The organism is Alloprevotella rava (assembly GCF_014195585.1).
GTDB classification, from domain to species: Bacteria; Bacteroidota; Bacteroidia; order Bacteroidales; family Bacteroidaceae; genus Alloprevotella; species Alloprevotella rava.
On record NZ_JACICA010000003.1, the window covers coordinates 46,368 to 68,053 of the forward strand.

General features: G+C 46.8%; 25 protein-coding genes and 2 pseudogenes. 17 read left to right on the forward strand and 10 right to left on the reverse strand.

Annotated features, from left to right (window positions below):
* The first annotated feature begins 59 nt into the window (after positions 1-59).
* Positions 60-272 (forward strand): toxin PIN, encoded by a 213-nt coding sequence (locus FHS60_RS03715; RefSeq protein ID WP_183695216.1) that lies wholly within the window; start codon positions 60-62, stop codon positions 270-272.
* Between the two features lie 190 nt (positions 273-462).
* On the opposite strand, the gene mobC is transcribed toward FHS60_RS03715, so the two are convergent.
* The 3 genes from mobC to FHS60_RS03730 form a co-directional block, all read right to left on the reverse strand.
* Entirely contained in the window at positions 463-2,466 is a 2,004-nt protein-coding gene (gene mobC, locus FHS60_RS03720; protein ID WP_183695219.1) for a conjugal transfer protein MobC, read from the reverse strand.
* Between the two features lie 69 nt (positions 2,467-2,535).
* Positions 2,536-3,816 carry a conjugal transfer protein MobB gene (mobB, locus tag FHS60_RS03725; RefSeq protein ID WP_183695222.1) on the reverse strand — a complete coding sequence of 427 codons (1,281 nt, stop codon included), beginning with the start codon at positions 3,814-3,816 and terminating at the stop codon, positions 2,536-2,538.
* 16 nt (positions 3,817-3,832) lie between these two features.
* The gene (locus FHS60_RS03730) at positions 3,833-4,252 is read right to left on the reverse strand and encodes a plasmid mobilization protein (RefSeq protein WP_183695225.1); all 420 of its coding nucleotides are present in this window, start codon (positions 4,250-4,252) and stop codon (positions 3,833-3,835) included.
* A gap of 557 nt (positions 4,253-4,809) precedes the next feature.
* Here FHS60_RS03730 and FHS60_RS03735 point away from each other — a divergent pair.
* The 15 genes from FHS60_RS03735 to FHS60_RS03805 all read left to right on the forward strand — a co-directional run bounded on the left by FHS60_RS03735 (position 4,810) and on the right by FHS60_RS03805 (position 16,984).
* Entirely contained in the window at positions 4,810-5,607 is a 798-nt protein-coding gene (locus FHS60_RS03735; RefSeq protein WP_183695228.1) for a ParA family protein, read from the forward strand.
* Positions 5,604-6,134 carry a DUF3408 domain-containing protein gene (locus FHS60_RS03740; protein ID WP_183695230.1) on the forward strand — a complete coding sequence of 177 codons (531 nt, stop codon included), beginning with the start codon at positions 5,604-5,606 and terminating at the stop codon, positions 6,132-6,134. The genes FHS60_RS03735 and FHS60_RS03740 overlap by 4 nt, the downstream gene beginning before the upstream one ends.
* Complete coding sequence (locus FHS60_RS03745; protein WP_183695233.1) at positions 6,131-6,913, forward strand: hypothetical protein; 783 nt, start codon at positions 6,131-6,133, stop codon at positions 6,911-6,913. Before FHS60_RS03740 ends, FHS60_RS03745 begins: the two co-directional genes overlap by 4 nt.
* A 154-nt stretch (positions 6,914-7,067) precedes the next feature.
* A complete protein-coding gene (locus FHS60_RS03750; protein WP_004365137.1) occupies positions 7,068-7,370 on the forward strand; it encodes a DUF4134 domain-containing protein in 303 nt (100 codons plus the stop codon).
* 4 nt (positions 7,371-7,374) lie between these two features.
* Positions 7,375-7,710, forward strand: coding sequence for a DUF4133 domain-containing protein (locus FHS60_RS03755; protein ID WP_183695236.1), 336 nt, complete (start codon positions 7,375-7,377; stop codon positions 7,708-7,710).
* Positions 7,707-10,220, forward strand: a complete 2,514-nt coding sequence (locus tag FHS60_RS03760; RefSeq protein ID WP_183695239.1) for a TraG family conjugative transposon ATPase — start codon at positions 7,707-7,709, stop codon at positions 10,218-10,220. Before FHS60_RS03755 ends, FHS60_RS03760 begins: the two co-directional genes overlap by 4 nt.
* A 224-nt stretch (positions 10,221-10,444) precedes the next feature.
* Positions 10,445-11,077: a DUF4141 domain-containing protein gene (locus tag FHS60_RS03765; protein ID WP_008823910.1), complete on the forward strand. Its 633-nt coding sequence runs from the start codon at positions 10,445-10,447 to the stop codon at positions 11,075-11,077.
* Between the two features lie 42 nt (positions 11,078-11,119).
* Positions 11,120-12,157 carry a conjugative transposon protein TraJ gene (traJ, locus tag FHS60_RS03770; protein ID WP_004367642.1) on the forward strand — a complete coding sequence of 346 codons (1,038 nt, stop codon included), beginning with the start codon at positions 11,120-11,122 and terminating at the stop codon, positions 12,155-12,157.
* Positions 12,158-12,207: 50 nt separating this feature from the next.
* Positions 12,208-12,831, forward strand: coding sequence for a conjugative transposon protein TraK (gene traK, locus FHS60_RS03775; RefSeq protein WP_183695242.1), 624 nt, complete (start codon positions 12,208-12,210; stop codon positions 12,829-12,831).
* Between the two features lie 4 nt (positions 12,832-12,835).
* Positions 12,836-13,138 carry a hypothetical protein gene (locus FHS60_RS03780; protein WP_025068482.1) on the forward strand — a complete coding sequence of 101 codons (303 nt, stop codon included), beginning with the start codon at positions 12,836-12,838 and terminating at the stop codon, positions 13,136-13,138.
* A complete protein-coding gene (traM, locus tag FHS60_RS03785; RefSeq protein ID WP_183695245.1) occupies positions 13,131-14,402 on the forward strand; it encodes a conjugative transposon protein TraM in 1,272 nt (423 codons plus the stop codon). Before FHS60_RS03780 ends, traM begins: the two co-directional genes overlap by 8 nt.
* 49 nt (positions 14,403-14,451) lie before the next feature.
* Positions 14,452-15,402, forward strand: coding sequence for a conjugative transposon protein TraN (gene traN / locus FHS60_RS03790; RefSeq protein WP_183695248.1), 951 nt, complete (start codon positions 14,452-14,454; stop codon positions 15,400-15,402).
* Positions 15,396-15,989 (forward strand): conjugal transfer protein TraO, encoded by a 594-nt coding sequence (locus tag FHS60_RS03795; RefSeq protein WP_183695250.1) that lies wholly within the window; start codon positions 15,396-15,398, stop codon positions 15,987-15,989. The genes traN and FHS60_RS03795 overlap by 7 nt, the downstream gene beginning before the upstream one ends.
* A 13-nt stretch (positions 15,990-16,002) precedes the next feature.
* Entirely contained in the window at positions 16,003-16,488 is a 486-nt protein-coding gene (locus FHS60_RS03800; RefSeq protein ID WP_183695253.1) for a DUF3872 domain-containing protein, read from the forward strand.
* Positions 16,475-16,984 (forward strand): glycoside hydrolase family protein, encoded by a 510-nt coding sequence (locus FHS60_RS03805; RefSeq protein WP_183695256.1) that lies wholly within the window; start codon positions 16,475-16,477, stop codon positions 16,982-16,984. Before FHS60_RS03800 ends, FHS60_RS03805 begins: the two co-directional genes overlap by 14 nt.
* 261 nt (positions 16,985-17,245) lie before the next feature.
* Here FHS60_RS03805 and FHS60_RS03810 read toward each other — a convergent pair whose 3' ends face one another.
* Positions 17,246-17,959 carry a class I SAM-dependent methyltransferase gene (locus FHS60_RS03810; RefSeq protein ID WP_100019908.1) on the reverse strand — a complete coding sequence of 238 codons (714 nt, stop codon included), beginning with the start codon at positions 17,957-17,959 and terminating at the stop codon, positions 17,246-17,248.
* Positions 17,960-18,121: 162 nt separating this feature from the next.
* Here FHS60_RS03810 and FHS60_RS10320 point away from each other — a divergent pair.
* A pseudogene (locus tag FHS60_RS10320) lies at positions 18,122-18,327 on the forward strand (hypothetical protein); the annotation flags it as partial.
* 135 nt (positions 18,328-18,462) lie between these two features.
* On the opposite strand, the gene FHS60_RS03815 reads toward FHS60_RS10320, so the two are convergent.
* From FHS60_RS03815 to FHS60_RS03840, 6 genes and pseudogenes are all read right to left on the reverse strand, one after another.
* Positions 18,463-18,681 carry a hypothetical protein gene (locus FHS60_RS03815; RefSeq protein WP_036860629.1) on the reverse strand — a complete coding sequence of 73 codons (219 nt, stop codon included), beginning with the start codon at positions 18,679-18,681 and terminating at the stop codon, positions 18,463-18,465.
* Positions 18,682-18,689: 8 nt separating this feature from the next.
* Positions 18,690-18,944 carry a hypothetical protein gene (locus FHS60_RS03820; protein ID WP_021672826.1) on the reverse strand — a complete coding sequence of 85 codons (255 nt, stop codon included), beginning with the start codon at positions 18,942-18,944 and terminating at the stop codon, positions 18,690-18,692.
* 27 nt (positions 18,945-18,971) lie between these two features.
* Positions 18,972-20,246 carry a PcfJ domain-containing protein gene (locus FHS60_RS03825; protein WP_183695259.1) on the reverse strand — a complete coding sequence of 425 codons (1,275 nt, stop codon included), beginning with the start codon at positions 20,244-20,246 and terminating at the stop codon, positions 18,972-18,974.
* 4 nt (positions 20,247-20,250) lie between these two features.
* A complete protein-coding gene (locus tag FHS60_RS03830) occupies positions 20,251-20,661 on the reverse strand; it encodes a PcfK-like family protein (protein WP_004353629.1) in 411 nt (136 codons plus the stop codon).
* A 6-nt stretch (positions 20,662-20,667) separates the two neighbouring features.
* Positions 20,668-20,851: pseudogene (locus FHS60_RS03835) on the reverse strand (hypothetical protein).
* A gap of 353 nt (positions 20,852-21,204) precedes the next feature.
* Complete coding sequence (locus tag FHS60_RS03840) at positions 21,205-21,552, reverse strand: hypothetical protein (protein ID WP_183695262.1); 348 nt, start codon at positions 21,550-21,552, stop codon at positions 21,205-21,207.
* Positions 21,553-21,686: the final 134 nt, after the last annotated feature.

Here is a 21,686-nt window from a genome sequence, read left to right on the forward strand (position 1 = left end):
ACGGAAACGGGCGGTGTGCTCCCCCCGATGATTTAAAACAAACAGTTAATTAATAAAAAATGAACAATTACATCAAACCGGAAATCAAAGTGGTACCCATCACATTAGAAAACTCTATCCTCACCGGCTCCATCAGCGTGGGCATCAGTGAAGACCCCGCCACGGGGCCTGCACTCTCGAAAGGTAATAATTTCTTTGGCGACGACGATGAGGAGGAAGATGAGGGCTATGCTGCTCCGATTTGTCGCTCGAAATCGCTGTGGGATGATTAAATCCATTTTTATCGAGGGCGTGGTGCATAACAGGTGCCACGCCCTTTTGATAATTAAAGAAAATGACGTACACATACAGTCCGAAAGATGTTCTCTCGAACATATATCTTTCTATTCCCAATAGTAAGGTAACTTTTCTCGGAAACCTTTGCAAAGAACAGATGCTTTGAGACATCGGTTGGCAAACGGTCTACTCCTTAGACAAGTGAGCAAGAGCCGGGTCGGCCTTGATGCGTTCCTTCTCCGATTCCACAAGTGAGATAATCTCTTGTTTGACACGTTTATAGTTGGCTTCGATAGTCTCTTTGAGATTGTCGAAGCCGTCTTCGTTTGTAAAGTCTGCGATTATAGGGATTGGTTGATAGGCTTTCATTTCTGCCGATACCTTGGCACTATCAACTACTATCTCTGCATGAAAAATCTTTTGGTCGATGCGCTCATCGAAGTTGTCGGATACGGCACCGACAAACATGCCCTGCGTGAGGTTGCTGATTTTGGAAGCCGGGATAAGGCTGTCCATCTGTGTGGAGATAGAGGTCGATTTGTCATTACGATTAATGGTCATGGATTGTCGTTGTTGTAACACCTTGCCGAAACGCTCTGAAAGCGTCTTGGCCGTTTCTCCTACCACCTGCCCACTGAACACATTACCTACTGTGTTCTGTATCACTTTGCTCTCCTTATCACCATAATCACGGGTAAGCTGCGAGAAATCCTGAAAACCAAGGCACACCGCCACCTTATTGCTTCGGGCTGTGGCAATAAGATTATCCAAACCACGAAAGTAAATGGTAGGCAACTCGTCTATAATCACCGAGGATTTGAGTTGTTTTTTCTTGTTGATGAGTTTCACGATACGACTGTTATACAGACCGAGTGCCACTGAATAGATGTTCTGGCGGTCGGGATTATTACCAACAACAAGGACTTTCGGCTCATTAGGGTTATTGATGTCGAGTGAGAAATCATCACCCGTCATTACCCAATAGAGAGCAGGAGAAATCATACGTGAAAGCGGTATCTTGGCACTGGCTATCTGCCCCTGCAACTGATCCTGTGCTCCGCCCTCCCAAGCGTCCATAAAGGGAGAAAGATAATTGGCTAGTTCATCGTAGGAAGTGAGTATCGGAAATATCTGTGCATAGGGTCTGTTCAGAAACTCTATGGCGTGAGGAAAAGTGCAATACTTCCCATTCTCATAGATTTTCAGAAACCAGATGATGGCTGCCAGCAAGATAATCGGTGACTCCACAAAGAAGTCTCCCTGCTTTTGTATCCACGAGCGGTTCAGATTGAGCATGATGGTGTAGGCACTCTCATAGGCATCCGATATATCCGTCATAAATGCTGGATTAATGGGGTTGCAACGATGCGACTTTCTCGGATCATCGAAGTTGATGACATAAAACTGCGGTTTCACCTTATAAGCATCCAAATGCCGAAGCAGATGATTGTAAGCAATCTCGGAAAGGTCGGGAAACTTGTAATCATAGATATACATGGCAAAGCCTTTCCGAATCTGTTGCTTGATATAGTTGTTCACAATGGCGTAGGATTTACCCGACCCCGGAGTGCCCAGCACCATCGAGGCACGAAATGGATTGACCACGTTAATCCAGCCTTTGTTCCACTTCTTTTTGTAATAGAAGCGTGTAGGAAGATTTACCGAGTATTCATTCTCCATCAATCGTGTTTCCTGCATGAAACTCTCGTTCTCCGTATTGAATACATCGTCCATCAAGTTGTTTTTGAGCAGTCGGCTCATCCATACGCCACCCATCAGCAGACAGATATAACCAACGGACAGCGTGAAGATATATAGCGTAGCTGCACCAATTTTGCCGATGGGCAATGCTAAGAGCCACCAGTTGAGAAAGAAGAACACAAAACCTGCGAAAAGCACCGTCCAAATCTTTGGCCACGTGATTTTCTCTTCCTTCACGCCTTTTGTTCCCAAACAGGACAGTGCAAGGAATACCACACAAAAGAGTTTCGTCCAAAGTATGGACGAGAACAAGCCCGCCGTGCGTTGGAAATTCATCAGAATCTTGTCCACTATAGCTATTGTAAAGTGCCATGTATGGAAAGCCTCATAGCAGAACCAATAACAGTTAATCAAGAGGAATATCACCGATATACCCCGCATAAAGTCCATAACTTTACCCAATGCCCTTAAATCATCTTCTTGTGCCATTGCAGTTTTATTTAGAATATCGTTTGAATACTATTTGAAAAGTTTTTGAATATAATTTGAACAGTGTACTTAGCGCTTTCTGCGTTTAAGATTTACCTTATTTTGTCTGCGGAGTTTACGTTGCCAAGCCGCTTCTTTCCAATCATCGTTGCCCGTAGATGTGAAAGAGTCACCCACCATGTCCTCGATAAGTTCATCGATAAGGTTATCCCCTTCTTCTGCATTGGATTGTAAAGGCTGGACAGTTGCCGATTGTTCCAAACGGGCAGAAGGTCTGCCATACAGCGTTTCGTCCAAGAATGGGTTATGGGCAGGATTGGAGAAATAACCATTGAATATATTGGCGGCATATCCCTTGCCCAATCTGGAACCATTGAGTGCAACACCCTGCTCGTCATCAATAAAGGTAATGCCGTAAATTCTTCCATTATCATTCTTTCGGATTACCACACGCAAGCCTTGTTCCTCCAATCTTTGCCGAAGCTCTTTCTCCGTATTGGGAGAGGTACGCATAGTTTGTAACACTTTGTTCCTGATGGTTGGTATCAGTGGTTTGACGTTTTGTTTCGACTTCTGTATTCTGTTCTGTACGGCAGTATAGCCCACACCACGACCGATGTCCGATGCGTTGATGGGTGTACTTATTTTGCCTCCCTTATCATCAGTCGGAACATAGACCAGTCCATCGTATTTCTTTCCCCGAAACTCCGTCTTTACTTCTTCTACGGCAAGGTTATATTTGCTCAGAATGGCGTTCAGTTCTCCTAATGAACAAAACTTATAATGTTTCAGCACCATGCGGACAACGCTTGCCACCTGCTCCTTGATATTCCCTTTTATGGTATCCACCTTGGGCGTTTCTGCTACTGCTTTCTCAGTAACCTTTGAACTCGGAATAAGGTTATACTTTCTCTCCAAGGCATCGGTAATCTGCTTGCTCCTTCGCTTTTCAAATCTGTCATTGATTTTCTTTCCTTCACTATCCACCCGAAGCGACACGATGTGTATATGCTCACGGGCGATGTCGTTGTGCTTGAACACGATATAGGGTTGCTTGCCGTAGCCGAGTGCCTCCATATACTCCCTGGCTATCTGTGTGAGCCTTTCATCGGATAGTTTCTCGTCCGGGTGCGGATTGAGCGAACAGTGGAACACCGTTTTCTTGGTACGGCAGTTCTTCGGTATCAATGCCTCCATATCAGCAAGCACGTCCTCCATCGTATAACGTCCTTCCTTGCTCTGATACAATTCAGCGGCAAGAAGAATATTCGCTTCTCCTTTTTCCACCTTTTTGAAGTTGTAGCCGAGTGCTCCTCCGAGGTTCTCCGTTGCTGAAATTTTTGCTATCATTTTTCTAACTAAATTCTCAATACTTCTTCTTTCTATAATCAATGGTTAGATTGATAGCCTGCTCTTGCAAGGCAATGATTTGAGCCGACAATTTCTCCAACTTCTCAAGCATAATCTGTGCAGTCTTTATGCTGTGATAGCTGTTGATGGCACGTACGGTCTGGTTATAGAGCACGCCAATCTTATGGATTTGTGCTGTCAATTCAGAGAGCTTTCGGTAATATTCCACGGCGGATTTGTCCACCGTAATCACCTTGAAACTCTCTCCAAGAATGCGAGTGCGTACGAAATCCGACTTGGTTTCTGCGCCTGAACGCTGAAAGAGATCAATCGCTCGTTGCTGGTCTTTCGGGTTGGGCAACCGTACATGCCAGTTGTCCCAATGGGGCTTTTCTGCTTGTTTTCGTTCTGAACCATGTTTCGTTTCCTTTTTCATATCTGTTCTGTTTTCTTAATTACGACTTTGGAGTAATTCATCCCCCTTCGGGGCAAGGGTCTTTGTGGTACAAACGGCGGTTTGTGTTACAAAGACACACCTTGCCAATATCAAGAGTTGATACGATTGAAGTATTCACCCTTTTGGGGTGTCTGCTTCGGGATATTACCTCCATGTATTATTCTCGCCTGCAAAGTTACGGCGGATTTTCAAATATCTCATTATCAATGATATTCACTCTTTTTCCTTGCATCTCCCTGTACTTCACAGGTAGTTGAAACTTAGGATAAAACCTTGTTATTTTGCAAGCAGATTCAGTTGAAAGACAGCTTGAAACCTATATGGATGAAGAGTCCAAAATAATGATTTCAACTTCAAAAATCTCAGTCAAGAAAGGTTTGAACTGCGGAGGGTTTTATGTTTTTGAGCTGAGTCAAAATTGAGCTGGGTCAAAACCAGACTTTTAGGTCGAGTCAAAAATATGGTTTCAACAACAAATATGACATGACTTGTCAGTCAAGATATACATCAACTTATAACATAAGTAACAACCGACTATGAATATGGAAAAGAAAAAAAACAATCCCATCTATCTGGGTTTCGCCTCACAGAAAGGAGGAGTGGGCAAAAGCAGTCTTGCCGAAGTGCTGGCATCCATTCTGTACTACGAGAAGAACATCTCCCTTGCCGTCGTGGATTGCGACGGTACGCAGGAATCTTTCTACAAACTCCGCGAACGCGACAGAGACCTCATCGAGTCCTCACCCGAACTGGGCAAGGAACTTCACGAGCGCCTGTCCCGCTACGGCAAGAAATCGTATCATATCATCAGAAGCAAACCAGAAAGAGCCGTTTCCGATGTCATGAAATACCTGCACAAAATGAAGACGGCACCGCAACTGATTATCTTTGACTTTCCTGGTCATGCCCTTACCAGTGCCATGATGGATTTGTCCATTACGATGGACTACATCATCTCACCTATAGAAGCCGACCCACAGTCGCTGGCATCGAGTTTTGCATACGCCAAGACAATCAGGGACTTGGGCATCGGTTTCGAAGGCTCACGTATTCAGGACTTCTTCCTGCTTTGGAACAAAATCAACCGCAGTGCCAGTACCACGGTCATCGACCTGTTCAGTCAGAATGCTGAGGAACAGGGACTGCCGATTTTCGATACCCGTATCTATAATTCCGTCCGATTCAGCAGGGAATTGGCACAAGGGGGTGTCAAAGGTGTATTCCGCTGCTCCTACCTGCCCCCTGCACCTGCTCTCCGCCCTCAGACCGGAGTGGATGAGTGGGTAAAGGAGGTCATGGAGAAACTCAACCTGAAAACTGAGAACGGCGTATGAAATCACTGAAAGAGCAACGTGAAGAGCTGCTTCAAGCGAAATTGGAGGAGATGGCAGACATTGGTGTCAAGAAGCGCACAGAGGAAAACACACCAGACTTTGACGACCCCATTGATTTGGATGATGATTCAGACTCTGTGGAAGAAGATGCAAGTGCCTCTCTTTCTAAAATTGACGAACAGGAGGAAATACCGGAAGAAACTTCGTTTAATGGCAACAATGCCAAAACAGCGCCGCCCTCGAAAAGAAAGAGAAATGCCAGAACGAAGGATTCTTCCCCAGCAATGGACTTTCCTGAATACGAACAGCGATTTCTGACGGGTGTCCGCAACGGGCGCAACAAGTCGGGCTTCAGTATCCATACTGAGATACTCCAGATACTGCGTGATGTGCTGAACGACATCAGATCGGAGGCTTCCATCACGGGATATATTGAGAATATCCTTCTCGATCATTTGAAAACGTATCAGGATTTGTTGAACCATACCGCCTCACAGCGCAGGCGCGATAAAACCATAGACTTATGATAATCAATTTATTGTTAGGCGTATTGCTTTTGCTGGGTATAGCATGGATAGCTCTCGGCATCGCATTTCTCTGGAGGCTGTTCCAAGACTCTACAACCCAATCGGGGGAAAACAACCCGAACCGGAAAGGAAACAGGCAAGGCGAACGTCCAAAGCCTTCTGTTTCCCAAGAGCAGATTGACAATGCCCGCCATCTTTTGGTGGGCAGGAGTAAACCTTTCGTTTCCCCGTCTATCTCCAAAGTTCCCGCTGTTTCCTCAACTGAAAATCCAGCCGATAATCCCAATACCTTTGCAGCGGAAAACTCACTGGTGCCCGAAGAAACAGAAGATGCGGAAGGCATGGAAGAGGACAACGAGCTGCAGGTTAACTACACAATGGACGAATCTGACGAAGACAGCATCGTTCGTGAAGAGCTGCAAATCGCTGACGCTGCTTTACCCGAAGTCTCACCCTCCGCTATTCTTGCAAGGGAAGTAGTCCGTATTACCGGCTGGCACAAGAATGACGATGCGCTTGATGAGGAAAACGAAGCAGAGGTGCAGAATATGCTGCAAAGCATATGGGGCACGCAGCTTATGGACTATATCAAGGAGGCAACGCTCAAGCAGGAGAAAGACCATCAAAAGCTACTTGCTGCCATTCGCAAAGCGGAAGAAGCGGAATTAGAGGAAAGTAATATTAGCTCTTCTTCTGACTTTGAAACGAACTTAAACGTAGAGAGCAGCAACAGCGATGCTTCGGAAGATGACGAGCGTCCACTTTCATACTATCTGTAAAACTAGTGTTTTTGTTCATATTGTACAGTGTTCGAGGGGTGGCTCAAAAGTAAAACAATCATCCCATATCTGTCATACGATAAAACCGAGCCACCCCTTACCACCTCTATCTAAAAGAAAACAATTCATTTAACAACTTAAAATAAAAAGAACAATGAACAACAAAAAGAAAATCACAATGCTACTCCTGATGGCTATCACTGCCGTAGGAGCATACGCACAGGGCAACGGCATGGCGGGTATCAATGAAGCCACAAAGATGGTAACAAGCTATTTTGATCCCGGAACAAAGCTTATCTATGCCATCGGAGCCGTGGTAGGTCTGATTGGAGGCATTAAAGTGTACAACAAGTTCTCAAGTGGTGACCCCGATACGAGCAAGACCGCAGCCTCTTGGTTCGGTGCGTGTATCTTCTTGATTGTGGCTGCCACTATCCTGAGAAGTTTCTTCCTGTAAGGCGATGGCTGCATTTGAAATCAACAAGGGTGTAGGCCGGACGGTAGAGTTCAAGGGCTTGAAGGCGCAGTACCTCTTCCTCTTTGCAGGAGGGCTGCTGGCAGTCTTCATTCTCGTGGTCATTCTCTATCTCTGCGGCATCAGTCAGATAGCCTGTCTTGTCATAGGTGTAGTGGGTGCCACCATAGTGGTGTGGCAAACGTTCACCATGAACAGAAAGTACGGGCAGTACGGACTGATGAAGAAAGGAGCAGTGCGTATGCATCCACGCTACCTTGTGAACCGCCGTACGGTCTGCCACCTTATCCGTAACTTTCAACCAAAGAAAGCGAAGAAATGAGAAATAAAAGCAAGATAACCACCTTGGAATCTAAGTTTCCACTGCTCTCCATAGAGCAGGGCTGTCTGGTGAGCAAAGATGCTGACATCACGGTGGCTTTCCGTGTGGAGCTGCCCGAACTCTTTACCGTCACCTCTACAGAATACGAAGCAATGCACTCTGCCTGGCATAAGGCAATCAAGGTGCTACCCAATTACAGCATCGTACACAAGCAGGACTGGTTCATCAAGGAGGACTATCAAGGAAAGCTCTCCGATGGCGGACTGAGCTTCCTTGCCCGTTCCTCTGAACGGCATTTCAACGAACGTCCGTATCTCCACCATTCAGTCTATCTCTTCCTTACCAAGACCAACAAGCAGCGCATGGCACAGCAGAGCAACTTCTCTTCACTCTGCCGTGGACACCTGTTACCCAAGGAAATCACCAACAAGGAGGAGGTGATGAAGTTTATGGAAGCCGTAGACCAGTTCGAGCGTATCATCAATGATACCGAGCAGATAAGGATTGTCCGCATGACTGAAGACGAGTTAGTTGGCACAAATGAAAAGGGCGGTCTGCTTGACCGTTACTTCTCCCTTTCTGAAGAGGGACATGCTTCATTGGAGGACATCCGTCTGGGCGCAGACCTTGTGCGTGTGGGCGACAATATGCTTTGTCTACACACACTCTCCGACACGGATGACCTGCCTACAACGGTCAGTACGGATAGTCGGTATGAGCGACTATCAACAGACAGGAGCGATTGTCGTCTTTCCTTTGCCTCTCCCGTGGGTCTGATGTTGCCCTGCAACCATATCTATAACCAGTATCTCTTCATCGAGGACAGCGATGCCAACTTGGAACGCTTTGAGAAGCAGGCAAGGAATATGCACTCGCTGGCACGCTACAGCCGTAGCAACCAAATCAACGAGGAATGGATACAGGAGTATCTCAATATCGCCCACTCACAGGGACTGACCTCCATCCGTGCCCACTTCAACGTGCTGGCATGGAGTAGCGATAAGGAAGAACTTCGCCAGATCAAGAATGACGTGGGTTCAGCACTTGCTCTTATGGAATGCCACCCTCGCCACAACACCATTGATGCGGCAACGCTCTACTGGGCGGGTATTCCCGGCAATGCGGCAGACTTTCCCGCAGAAGAGTCATTCTATACTTTCATCGAGCCTGCCCTCTGTTTCTTTACGGCAGAGACGAACTACAAGGATTCGCTCTCTCCCTTCGGTATCAAGATGGCCGACCGCCTATCGGGAAAGCCTGTCCACTTGGACATCTCCGACCTGCCTATGAAAAAAGGCGTCATCACGAATAGGAATAAGTTCATCTTAGGGCCCTCGGGCAGCGGCAAGAGTTTCTTTACCAACCACATGGTACGCCAGTATTACGAGCAGGGGGCGCACGTCCTCTTGGTCGATACGGGTAACTCATATCAAGGATTGTGTGAGCTTATTCACCGCAAGACCAAAGGCGAGGACGGTGTGTATTTCACCTATACGAATGAAAGTCCGATTTCCTTCAATCCTTTCTACACCGATGATTACTTCTTCGATGTGGAAAAGCGGGAAAGTATCTGCACGCTCTTACTGACCCTTTGGAAGAGTGCCGATGAGCATATCACAAAGACCGAAGCTGGCGAACTTGGTTCAGCCGTAAACTCCTATATCGAACTGATATGTGCAAATCACAGCGTTACGCCCTGTTTTAATACCTTCTATGAGTATCTGCGGGACGTGTACCGCAAGGATATGGAAAAGCGTGACATCAAGGTAACGCTCTCGGACTTCAATATTAACAACCTCTTAACTACATTGAAGCAATACTATCGTGGCGGTCGTTATGATTTCCTGCTGAACTCGGACAAGAATATTGACCTGCTCTCCAAACGCTTCATCGTCTTCGAGATTGACCAAGTGAAGGATAATAAAGACCTCTTTCCTGTGGTAACGATTATCATCATGGAAGCCTTCATCAACAAGATGCGCCGATTAAAGGGTATCCGCAAGATGATTCTCATTGAGGAAGCGTGGAAAGCCATCGCTTCGGCAAACATGGCGGACTATATAAAATATTTGTATAAGACTGTCAGAAAGTATTTCGGGGAAGCCATTGTCGTGACGCAGGAAGTGGACGATATCATCCAGTCGCCCATTGTCAAGGAAAGTATCATCAACAACTCCGACTGCAAGATACTGCTCGACCAGCGCAAGTACATGACTAAGTTCGACGGCATACAGGCGATGCTCGGTCTTTCGGAAAAGGAAAAGAGCCAGATACTATCCATCAACCAGAACAACGACCCGAACCGGCTCTACAAGGAAGTGTGGATAGGGCTGGGCGGTATGCAGAGTGCTGTCTATGCTACGGAAGTGAGCATGGAGGAATATCTGACCTACACCACGGAGGAAACCGAGAAGGTGGAGGTGATGAACAGGGCGGCACAGCTTGGTGGGGATATCGAAACGGCTATTCGTCAGCTTGCACAAGAGAAACGGGCTGCACGAAATCGTTAATCGGACAAGACATATAAAGGATATGTTGGTTTAGCCAAACGTAGACAAATAATGCTCCAAACGTAGATAAACAATTGGACAAACGTGTCCAATCAATTAGACAGTCGTGTCCAAATACTTGGACTAACTTGTCCAACTTATCTATATAAAACAGCAAGCTGAATAGACATCCCTTAGTGGACATTCAGACAAACATAGTATTTACATCATAAACAAAAAGAACAATGAAAACAAGAATTTTAATGCTGCTGATGGGCACCGTCCTTTTATTCAGCGGAAAAGCCCACGCACAGTGGGTAGTAACCGATCCCGGTAACTTCGCGGGCAACATCGTCAATTCGGTCAAGGAGATTGCCACCGCCTCCAAGACGGTGAAGAACACCTTGGACGGGTTCAAGGAAGTGGAGAAACTCTACAACGACACCAAGAAGTATTACGATGCCTTAAAGAAGGTGAACAATCTCATCGGGGATGCCTACAAGGTCAAGGAGTGTATCCTGATGGTGGGCGACATCTCGGAGATTTATGTTACCTCGTATAAGAAAATGCTCTCGGACAAGAACTTCCGCCCTTCGGAGCTCGCTGCGATGGCTTCGGGCTATGCCAAGCTCTTGGAGCAGAGCGGTGAGAGTCTCAAGGAACTAAAGTCCATCGTCAAGTCGGGTGTCCTCTCGATGAACGACCACGAGCGCATGCAGGCAATCGACCGTATTTATACCACGCTTAGGGAAAACCGTTCGCTCGTGTCCTACTACACAAGGAAAAATATTTCCGTAAGCTACGTGCGTGCAAGGGAAAAGAACAACCTTGCTTCTGTCAAGGCGCTCTATGGTAATACGGCAAGCAGGTATTGGTAAATCTACAGAATAAAAAAGAACTTTCATAAAAAACTTTTGCTTATGGATTTTGCCAGTTTACATGAGCTGCTCCGCTCCACCTATGATGAGATGATGCCGCTCTGTGCCCAGATGACGGGCATTGCCAAGGGTATTGCGGGCTTGGGTGCACTCTTTTATATTGCCCTTCGGGTATGGGCTTCCATAGCCCGTGCCGAGGCGATAGACGTCTTTCCCCTTCTCCGTCCCTTTGTCTTGGGTTTCTGCATCATGTTCTTCCCGACAGTCGTACTGGGTACGATGAATGCCGTTCTCTCGCCCGTAGTGCAGGGAACGGAAAGCATGGTGCATCAGCAGGAGACCAACTTGGCGGAGCTTACCGCCAAGCGTAACCGTCTGCAGGAGGAAGCCTACCTGCGCAATCCCGAAACAGCCTACTTGGTATCCAACGAGAAGTTCGACCAAAAGATAGAGGAAATGGGTATCATCGGACCTGAAGATGCCGTGACGATAGCGGGTATGTATGCCGAGCGTGCTGCCTATCAGACCAAGCAGTGGGTGATGAAAATGGTGCACGACCTCATGGAGCTGCTGTTCCATGCCGCAGGGCTTATCATCGACACGCTGCGCACGTTCATGCTCATCGTCCTTTCCATCCTCGGCCCGATTGTCTTCGGCATAGCCGTATGGGACGGTCTTGCAGGTTCGCTCACGGCTTGGTTCTCACGCTATATCTCTGTCTACCTGTGGCTGCCTGTCAGTTCTATCCTTACGGCACTGCTTACGAAGATACAGGTGCTGATGGTACAGAAGGACATCGAAGCGCTCAGTGACCCCAACTACCTGCCTGATTCGGGGACGTGGTACTACATCGTCTTCTTCCTTATCGGTATCGTGGGTTACTTCTGCGTTCCCACCGTTGCAGGCTGGATTATCGAAGCAGGAGGCGGTATCGGCTCTTATGGTCGCAATGTCAATCAAGCTGCACAGCGCGGTGCACAAAGTGCCTACACGGGCGGACGATATGCCGCAGCAGGTGCCGGGTCGGTTATCGGCAATGTCGGTGGACGTATCAAGGGTGCGCTGCTCAAAGGAAAATAGAAATCAAGCAACTATGCTTAATTAATCAACAGCTATAAAAGGAAAAAGAAATGGAATTCAAATCACTTGGTAATATCGAGACCTCATTCAGACAGATAAGGCTCTACGCCTTTGTCTTTGCCATCGTCTGCGTGGCGATAAGCGGTTATGCCGTCTATGCCTCGTACAGTTTCGCTAAGGAGCAGCGGGAGAAAATCTATGTGCTTGACCAGGGAAAGTCGCTCATGCTTGCCCTCAGTCAGGATGCAAGTCGAAACCGTCCCGTAGAGGCAAGAGAGCATGTACGTCGCTTCCATGAGCTGTTCTTCACCATTGCGCCTGACAAGGATGCCATTGAGAAGAACATGGAACGTGCCTTCGTACTGTGTGACAAGTCGGCTTTCAACTATTACAAGGACTTGGCAGAGAAGGGCTATTATAACCGTGCCATATCGGGCAATGTCAATCAGCGCATAGAGGTGGACTCTATCCACTGCAACTTCAATACTTACCCTTATACGGTAACGACTTATGCACGGGAGTTTATCGTCCGTCAGAGCAACGTTACAGAGCGCAGTCTTGTTACGACCTGCACGCTGCAGAACTCTGTCCGTTCGGACAACAACCCGCAAGGCTTCCTGATGGAGAACTTCCTCGTCAAGGAGAACAGGGACATACAGACTTATAAACGATAAGGCTATGGCAAGGAAAAGAAACTTTTTACTCTCACGTCACTATCTGCGCTTTCACCTGTGGCTCCGCCATCGGTGTGAACGGCTCACGATAAGGCAGAGAAAGGAAATCGTCTATGGGCTGAGTTTCATCTATCTGCTCTGCTCGCTTTGGATGATAGCGCAGTTCTTCCTTCCTCCAAAGAAGGAGAAACTACCCATCCCCACGGGAAAGCTGACGGACAGTCCGATACGGACGGACAGCACTTTACATGAGTTACACGGCAATTTTTACCTACAACATCATCAAACAATCAAGGAAAATGGATAATAAACAGAAAGAACAAATGAAGAAAGGCTTGGTCTTCGGAGGACTGGGACTGCTGTTTGCCCTCTCGATGTGGTTTATCTTCGCACCTTCGGGCAAGGATAAGACTGCAGCGGAGCAGGGACTCAATGACAGTATCCCGCAGGCAACGACAGAAAAGCTCACCGAAAACAAGCTCAAAGCCTATGAATTAGGCGACAAGGCACACGAGGAGGAACAGACCCGCGAGGAGATGGGCAGACTGTCGGACTATTTCGCGCAGGACACTGCTCCATCAGAGGCGCAGCGTGCAGAGACGGCTGCTTCTACGGCAAAGATAGAAAGCTCCATGCATCGCTATGAGGAGAACAATCGCCTCTTGAACTCCTTTTACGCTCCCGACCCGCACGAGCAGGAGCGTGAAGCCCTGCGCTCGGAGATTGATAACCTTAAAAAGGAACTCTCTGCCAAAGACAGCAAGGAGGACAATGAAGAGAAACGGCAGCTTGCCTTGATGGAAAAGGGCTATCAGATGGCAGCGAAGTATCTTCCCAAGGCTTCTGCCGTTCCACCATCTTTGGGTAATGACTTTACCGAGGGTAAAGGGCAAACGTCAACGAACAAAGGTCAGAGTATGGGCAGTAATATAAGCGGAGGTTCGGCCGACTTGCCTGCAATGGAAATCTTGGCGGAACGCAAACAGGTAGTGTCCTCACTGGGGCAGCCGATGAGCGACGCTGACTTCATCAAGGAGTATGGCACGAAAGCACGCAACTTGGGCTTCCATTCGCTCGCAAGCACGGCTGCACCCACGATGCGCAACACACTCAAAGTGGTGGTGGACAGGACAACGACGCTCAAAGAGGGCGATAATGTCGTGCTCCGTCTGCTTGAAAGTGCCAAAGTGCAGGGCTTGCGTATTCCACGACAAAGCCGACTGATAGCCGTCGCCAAGATAGAAGGTAACCGTATGCACCTGCTTGTCAAAAGCATTGAGGTGGACGGACATATCATAGGCGTCAAGCTCTCGGCATACGACATGGACGGACAGGAGGGTGTGTATATACCAGGTTCGGAGGACATCAATGCGCTTAAGGAAGTCGGGGCGAACATCGGCGGTTCAATGGGTACATCCTTTACCTTCGCTTCCTCTGCCAAGGACCAGATTATCTCCGAGGCTGCCCGTGGGGTGATGCAGGGTGCAAGTCAGCTGCTTCAGAAGAAACTGCGCACCGTCAAGGTAACGCTCAAGGGTGGCTACCGCCTTTTCTTGGTTCAGTCCAAATAAAACAATCGAAAATGATAAGTAAAAAATAACATCAAATAAAAAAGGAACAATGAAGAAATTTATTTTATCAATGGCTATGCTTACCATGGTGGGAGCAACAGCCACAGCACAGGAAAACAATGATGGTCTGACACCAAGCCGTCCGCTTACTTCGGGCGAACTCTTTCAAGGTATGAGCCGTGCCATACCAAAGGGGCGTGTCGTTCTGCCGTATGGTCTTGACGTTACCTTTGACAAGACCGTGCATCTTATCTTCCCTTCTGCCATCCGCTATGTAGACTTGGGTTCACAGAACATCATCGCAGGGAAGGCGGAGGATGCTGAGAACGTACTACGTGTAAAGGCTTCAGTGAAGGACTTTGAGACGGAAACCAATATGAGTGTCATCTGTGAGGACGGCTCATTTTACGCTTTTAATGTAAAATATGCCGATGAACCGGAAAAGTTAAGTATCGAGATGAAAGACTTTCTCTCTACAACAGAAGGCAGGCTGCCAAGCAATCGCTCTGATATTTACTTTAAGGAACTTGGCAACGAGTCGCCCGTATTAGTAAAACTGATGATGCAGACCATCTACCAGAATGACAGACGCAGCATAAAGCATATCGGTGCGCAGCAGTTCGGCATGAAGTTCCTGCTGCGTGGCTTGTATGCCCATAACGGCTTGCTGTATTTCCACACTCGTATGGAAAACGGCACGAATATGCCATATTCGGTGGACTTCATCACATTCAAGGTGGTAGATAAGAAGATGGCAAAGCGCACTGCCATTCAGGAGCAGGTATTGCAGCCGCTTCGTGCCTATCATCAGGTGATGCAGGTGCGTGGCATGGGTAGTGAACACGCTGTGTTTGCGCTCGAGCAGTTTTCTCTTGCAGAGGACAAGCAGCTTGAAGTGACACTTTATGAGAGAAATGGCGGTCGCACGCTGACCTTCCATGTAACGGCAGAAGACCTACAACTGGCAAAAAAGATTGATAACCTCAAACTGAAATGGTAGACATTATGAAGAAGAAAATCATTTTATCGGTTTGTGCAGCGGTGGCAATGGCTTTTAGCTTGCCATCGCAGGCACAGCGACTGATACCCAAGCAAAGGGGCGTAGAGGTCGTAGGGAGTGTTCCGCTTATCAAGGGTGAAAAGTTCCTTGCTGCTGACAATTTCGGTATGGGAGCATCACTCACCCGATATTTGGGTCGTGAGAATTATACCTTTGTTATGGCAGAGTATGAACAGCAGAATATGCCGTACAGAAGTTATAACGTAAAACTCAAGGATGCTCTCTTGCAGGTGGGCTATATGCACCCTGTTCTCTCCGACAGAGGTAAAAACGTGTTTCTCTATGGTGGTATATCCGCCTTGGGTGGCTATGAGCAACTGAATGAGGACAAGAAGCTGCTGCCCGATGGGGCGACACTGCTCGACCGCTCCCGCTTTGTCTATGGCGGTGCCGTGCATGGTTCGGTGGAAGTGTTTCTGACGGACAGGGTGCTCTTTCTTGTAAAGGCACAGGGACGTTTCCTCTTTGGATCGGACGTGCATCGTTTCCGTCCGGCTGTTTCAGCAGGACTTAGGTTTAATCTTTAAGCAAGAATAGAAAATGAAAAAGAAAATATTAAGTTCGATATGGATAATGGGTGTGCTGACCCTTGCCGTGTTTTGCCTATCTGCTTGTGATAGGGATTTGGATGTTCAGCAGTCTTATCCGTTTACGGTGGAGACAATGCCGGTTCAGAAGGACATCATAAAGGGACAGACGGCTGAGATACGCTGCACGCTGAAGCGGGGCGGTGAGTTTGCTGACACTCGCTATACGATACGTTATTTCCAGTCTGACGGCAAGGGCTTGCTAAGAAATGATAATGGTACGGTTTTCAAGCCTAACGACCGTTATCCGCTGACGAAGGATGTGTTCCGCTTATACTACACCTCGCTGTCAGCCGACCGCCAGACCATTGACGTGTATGTGGAAGATAACTTCGGCAGGGTGCAGCAACTGACTTTCAGTTTCAACAACGAAAAGGCGGAAAATAAGGAAAAGTTCTCCGCAACAGTTACCAAAGTATTGAAAGATGCGAACAACTAAACACTTTGCTTTATTCTTTATTTTATGTTTATTCTGCCAGCCCATCCTTGCCCAGCGCAGGGTGCGGTTGGCAGACTTGTCTCCTTTCGAACGTGGTGTAGTTGTTGTTAAATACTTTGAGGGACTTCATAATAAGCCGAAGGATTTTCCTTATGTAGGGTATGGTCATCAGTTGCAACCAGGAGAGCACTTCACGGCGGATATGACGGAACGGCAGGCAGACTCTCTGCTCCGTGCTGACCTATGGAAATGCTTTGAACACTTCAAAGACTATGGTAAGGATGCGCTGCTACTCAGCCTACTTGCCTATAATGTGGGCGTGGGGAGATTGCTTGGTTATGGCAAGTACCCCAAAAGTAGGTTGCTGCGAAAAATTGAGGCTGGAAACAGGAACTTTTATCAAGAGTATGTTTCATTCTGCCGATACAAGGGAAAAGTTTTGAAAGGATTGGTGAAACGGAGGCAAGTGGAGTTTGCCATGTTTTATATACCTTGATACATCTATCCATCCACGCAACAGACTTGGTAAGAGTTTAGCTCTAATTTGAAGGCTCTTTTGTAGGATACAACTATACTTTCAAAGAGAGATTCCTTATCAAGAGTTGATGGATAGGTTATCCTCTTGCTTAGCCTTTTCTTTCATTCTTTTCTTTCATCCACCCTTCCTGATGTAGCAGAATGCCGTTGACTCCTTGTACGATGGTGATGTTTTCTTCGTCGATGATTTTTGTTACGCTCATAGTCTTATGTTTTGGGGTTATTGTTCGTTTTCAGTGCTTTCTCTTTGTGGTTTCACGCAGCGGAACAAGCAGACGGAAGCCATTTTTTCTGTCAGCACGTCATCGCCATACATACTCCGAAGTCGGCTTTCGGCTTCAGCGAAGGTGTCGTATGGAGGGTGGAAAAATCCTTTTCTTTCCATGACTTTCTTAACAAATAAATCAGCCAATCGGCGTTCGCCCTTGACATAAAAGCAGCCGCAGAAGCAACCGCCGGGTTTCAGCACGCGGAAAATCTCGGCAAAGGCTTTTTCTTTCTCTGGGAAAGCCTGAAAGCCGTTCATCGACAGTACGCAGTCGAAGATCTCGTTGGCATAGGGAAGTTCTCCGACATCTCCTTGCTCCAAAGACAGGTTGGCTATCTCCTCTGTCTCTTTCCGCAAAGCCGCAATGGCTATCATTTCTTCCGAATAGTCCAAACCAACGATCTCGGCATCTTTCATCCGGCGATACTTCTCGGCGGTGAAAATGGCAGTGCCGACAGGCACGTCAAGCAGTCGTCCCCGAAAATCGTCCGGTATGAGATCAAGCACTTTCCGAGCCAAGAGATTAGTGTCTTCGTTCCAAATAAATCGCATATATATCCTTGACCACCACTTCCGTCCGGTCAATAGGTCGTCGTAATGTTCCATCATCCTTTGGTAGGAATTGCTCTGTCTGTTTGCCATCATCTTCTTATCAAGAATGTTCATTTCTTATTTTGCAAAAGTACGATATCTGCTTCGTCTCTGCAATCGCCAATAATAATGATTTTTATTTCGAACATCCTCCATGTATGTGGATTGGGAATCACAGAACATCATTGTGGATAAGGTAGAAGATATTGAGAATACACTGTCTATAAAAACAGCAATGGTAACGGCAAGGATGCTTTACTGCTTACCTTGCTTTCCTACAGTGTGGGCGTGAAGCGACTACTTGGTTACGGTAGGCAACCCAAGAGAAAGATAGAGGCTGGTTACGAAAAATTTGTCGTGAGTATGTATCCTTTTGCCGATGCAGGGGCAAAAGATTGGTGAAGCAGAGACGTGTGGAGTTAGCCTTGTTCTTTCTTCCTTAGCAAATATGAAATATAATTTCCCTGCGACTTTCTTTTGCTTCTTTGCTTTGGTCGCCTGTTCGCTCAAAGACAAAGAAAAGAAGCCACGCAAATTTTCGGTTTGCGTGGCTCTTGGTCTTATTCAAGGTGCTGTTTCTACACTTTCGTTATTTTGTCTATTCGTCTGTTAGGGTGTATATCGAAAGCCCAATTTATCTCATCATCGGGCAAAGTGCTGTGAATGCTTCCACCCATAGCCAACCCACAATTTTGTAGGACTTTCTGCCGTGCTTCCTCCTTGCTCTCGGCAACCACATCGAATACGCCGTCAAAAACATATTCCGTATAGACTAAAAATCTCTGTTTCTTCATCATTCCTAATCTTAAAATTCAACCTTTAATAATCTGTACTGCTTTGGCTCTCCATTGGATAACTTGCGGTGTGTGAGCCAAAAGTGATGTGCGCCATAACCATAGGCGAAAAACTTGTCAAGTTCCGTTTCTTCGGCTATTTTGCCTATTGCCGTCCTTAACTCTTCCTCATTGTCGGATAGGGTTATCGCATTGATAACCCTGATGAGAATATGCGGTATCTCGTCCGTGTAGTTATAGATGATGTTTTCTATCTCTGTTTTCATATCTCTGATATTTTAATGGTTCATACTTCATGCAGTTGCTTTCATTCTTCGGCTTATTAGTTCTCGATTAGCATTAACAAGGTTCACTATCTGTTCGTGATACTCCGTATTCTTGTTGCACACTCCACGACTTTGCACCACTTTGAGCGTGTCCAGATTGACCTCAATCGTTTCTATCCGTCTGCCCTCAATGGTTGCCGAAAGGATAAGCGAGTTTTCTTTGAGATAGTAAGCATTGTCGAACACGCAATGGTGCATTGATACTCCTTCCTCCAAATGTTCCTGCACACTCTCCAATACGTGAACTTGGATTGTGCCGTCCGTGAAACAGATACCGAAGAACTTGGATTTGAGTTCGTGGAAACGCTTCTCTTCCTCCATTGCCTTTTTGCGTTTCGCCGCCTTTTCTTCCTTTTCCCTTTGTCTGCGGAGTTCGCTTTGTCTTAGGTCGTGTTCCCTATGCAGGTCGGTGGGGCAAACATACTTCGGGCTGTGTATGTCTTTATTCAATCTGCGGAGCATATCCACATAGTCGCACCATAGAGAAATATCCTCTATCTCATAGCCGTTGCGAGTGGCAACTTTGTAGGACTGCCAACAAGCGTCAAATGTCGAATTGTTGTTGAGGAAATAGCGTAAATGCTCCATTCGTCCTGCTTTCATCAATGTTTCAGCCCGGCTGTCAGAAAGCAATGCAGGAATGAATATTGTCGGGGCTATATCGTGAAAATCATCCTCAAATCCATTCCTGCGGAGTGTGTCTGTAACCTTGAATTTAGGATATATCTGCGAATAGGCTGCATATTGGTAGGCTTCGTTATCGTTGCGGATTGCCATAGGGCTATAATAGGAAAAGGTATCAACATAGTGTCCCAATACCCTCTGTATGGCAACCACTGCTTTTCGTCCTTGCATATTCCACCAATATTGCCCAATCTCAATTATGGAAGTTTGTGCTTTGTAACCTTTCTCCATACCCACAATAAGTAGGAACATACGCAATACTTGAAACTCTCCACATGTGGTAAGTAGGGTGAAATACTGCTTCTGCTGCAACTTGCGTTCGTAGGTTTCCTTGACCTGCAACTTTGCCCTGCAAACCGTGCAAGTGCAAGTTTCTCTCTGTTTGTCCATTACCCAACTATGCCCACAATCCATACAAGTAGTACGACCTTTTGGCAAGCGGTAGGCAAAGTGGTCTATGCACTCACGGAAAGCCCACTTGCTTTGTGTCTTGGTTATCGGGCGAAGATGCTTGCTTTGCCCCAAAACCGCCTTTTCAAATTTGTTTCTCGGTTTCATAGGCTTAATCGAATAAGGAGGGTTGCACAACCTTGTTTTCCGCTTTCTTGGTACGCTCGCTGTGGCTACGCATCTTGGCAAGCTGTTCGCGTTGGTACTGCTCGATGGCTTGTCTGCGTGCTTCTGCCTTTTCCTCGTCCGTGAGCTGTACCACATGGTTTACCGCCACATGGCAATCAAGGGGTTTGCCGATGTCGATATTATCCTCATCGAAAAAATGCACTGCCATAGAATAGATTTCATCGTCGTCGAAACCATTGCAACCGCTTTTCTTCACCTCGTTTAAGATGTAGGTTACACAATCTTCTATGTTCTTGTTAGGCTTCATCAAGTTGGGGGCAAACAAGGGGTCTGTCGCTGCACGCTGGTTGAGATACTCTGTAATCGTCCGTGTAAAATGTTCTGTTCCTTTCATAGTTCTTTAATATTTAGGAATTTCTACAATTTGATTGATGCGTCCATATAGGTAGGCTCTTAGGCTTGTTCTGTCGGGTGCGTAACACTTGCTCACTTTTTTCAGCCACAGGGTTAATGCGGTAATGAGAGGAGGAGCTATATCCTTTGCTGTTCATCGAAGATGTTGTATTTACTTTTTGCTTATCCATAGCGACATTTTTTTTATGCGTCCAAAGATCGGAGTATGCTGATTCCTTTTTGTAGCAAAAAAGAGGTGGCGGGGCGGGCTTGCACAAGGTTTTGGCGGAAAATACAACCCGTAGGTGTGGAGATTTTCCAGACAAACCAAAGGCTTAAGACCTTGAGAAAGCCACAAGCCCCGTACTACCTTTGCGGATAAAAAGGGAACAGCATCCGTCTCCTTGTCATCGCATATCGTGGAGCATAGGAAAAGAAGCAAAAGTGCAACGCTCGTAGTGGAAAATAGAAAAGGTGGCTATCTCAATATGCGAGATAACCACCTGATGAACGATAAATGAAAGGTATTACAGAGCCGTGCTTCTCAAAGCACGCAAAGCAGGATGGCACAGAGAATTGCCAGCCAGAAGAGAATGCTCAGCAGCGTAATTGTCACTTTTAGAATTACCCTGACTATAAAGCGTAGTATCAGAAAACCTGCAATGACAGAGACGGCAGTTACGACTTGCGGCGTTACCATCTTCGAGATAAGCCAAATGGCACCGATAACGACGGAAAGCAGGATAGCGAGTTCGATGAAGCGTGTCCAACCGAAGCGGCGGACTTGCTTGGGAGAATTCGGCTGCTGCTTGATATTGTCGGTTTTGTTCGATGCGTCTGCCTTGATGAAGGCAGGTGTGTGAACGTCTTGATTCATGATGTTTATATTCATATCGGAGCTTTTAATAGTTCAAGAGCAATAACAAGATATTCTGCCTCACAAAGCCAAGTGTTTGCCCAAACTCTTGGTGTGTGGGGAAGAATAGTTATCTTGGCTCTTGACACTACAAAAGCTCCCGATGGTGT